The organism is Bradyrhizobium sp. SHOUNA76 (genome assembly GCF_023006445.1).
Classification (GTDB): Bacteria; Pseudomonadota; Alphaproteobacteria; order Rhizobiales; family Xanthobacteraceae; genus Bradyrhizobium.
On record NZ_JALBHA010000943.1, the window covers coordinates 1 to 1,113 of the forward strand.

General features: G+C 66.6%; 1 protein-coding gene and 1 pseudogene. Both read right to left on the reverse strand.

The window, feature by feature from the left end; all coding sequences use genetic code 11:
• Positions 1-410: hypothetical protein (locus tag MOV74_RS38805; protein ID WP_246932869.1), on the reverse strand; the 410-nt coding region annotated here is incomplete at its 3' end.
• Positions 411-672: 262 nt separating this feature from the next.
• Positions 673-1,113 (reverse strand): annotated as a pseudogene (locus MOV74_RS38810) (hypothetical protein); the annotation flags it as partial.

Consider the following 1,113-nt stretch of genomic DNA (forward strand, 5'->3'; position numbering starts at 1 on the left):
AGGCCGTCGGCGGCGCGCTTCCACTGCGCGACGTTGTCGGCGATCATGCGGGTCGACTTCATCGCGGCCTGGCTGAGCTGGGCGTAGCCGGAGATCTCGCGCTGGACGCGCTGGCCTTCGGCGTGGAGCAGGTCGCGCAGGCTCTCGAGCTCCGAGATCAGATTCTCGATCTCGGCGAGCGAGGTACCGGCGACGCGCTGGATCAGCGAGTTGACGTTGGTGACGGTGGCCTCCGCGCTCGGATCGAGCGGGGGCGCGTCGGTGGTCGTCGCCGCCGGGCGGCGCAGATAGGCGATGTCGTTGCGGACGAAGTCACGGATGCCGGCTTCGACTTCCGTGACGGCGGCAAGGTTGGTGTCGACCGTCTCGGTCTCGGCGGCTTCGGTCTTTTCCGGACGCATGGCGTTCATCGTTATTCCCCTGTTCGCGTTGAGCGCAGCGCGAGTGTCCCCCGCACGACGACGTCTGTGAGGCTTCCTCATCTGTGCGTCCGATTTTGACCGCAAATGGGCCGAGATGCGGCAAGGGCGGACCATTCGGGGGTTTTGCCGTGGCGTATGGTTAGGGGAGTATGAACGCGGCGGCCGTTCTGGCAGCGGGGGCTTCGATCCTTCGAGACGCGCTCCTTCGGACCGCCCTCAGGATGAGGGGAAAGCGGAGAGCGCTGGACTGCTACCAGCTCTTCTTGAAACCCGCCGTCAGGCTCTTGTTGATCGCGCCTTGCGAGGTTTCGCCGACGGAACCGGAGACGGTGACGTTGTCGAACAGCTTTTGCTCGGCGCCGACCTTGCGCAGCCATTTGTCGTCGCTGGTCGACAGCGTCTGGCCGGCGGTGACGCTGGTGCCAGTGTCGCTGAGGGTGACCTTGGCGGACTGGTCGGTCTCGTAATTGCGCGTGATGTGGCCGCCGATGCCGGGCACAGCGGTGGTACCCTGCTGGTTGATGCTGTAGCCGTTCTGGAGCGTCAGCGAGGTATCGCCCGACAGCGGCACCGATTTGATCAGCGACGCCCCGAGCTTGCTGTGCTCGGCGCCGGGATCGACGCGGGCTTCCACCGCGGTCTTGTCCCAGATCGCGCCCGCGCCGGGCGCGGTCGCCGTCGCCCAGGCGCT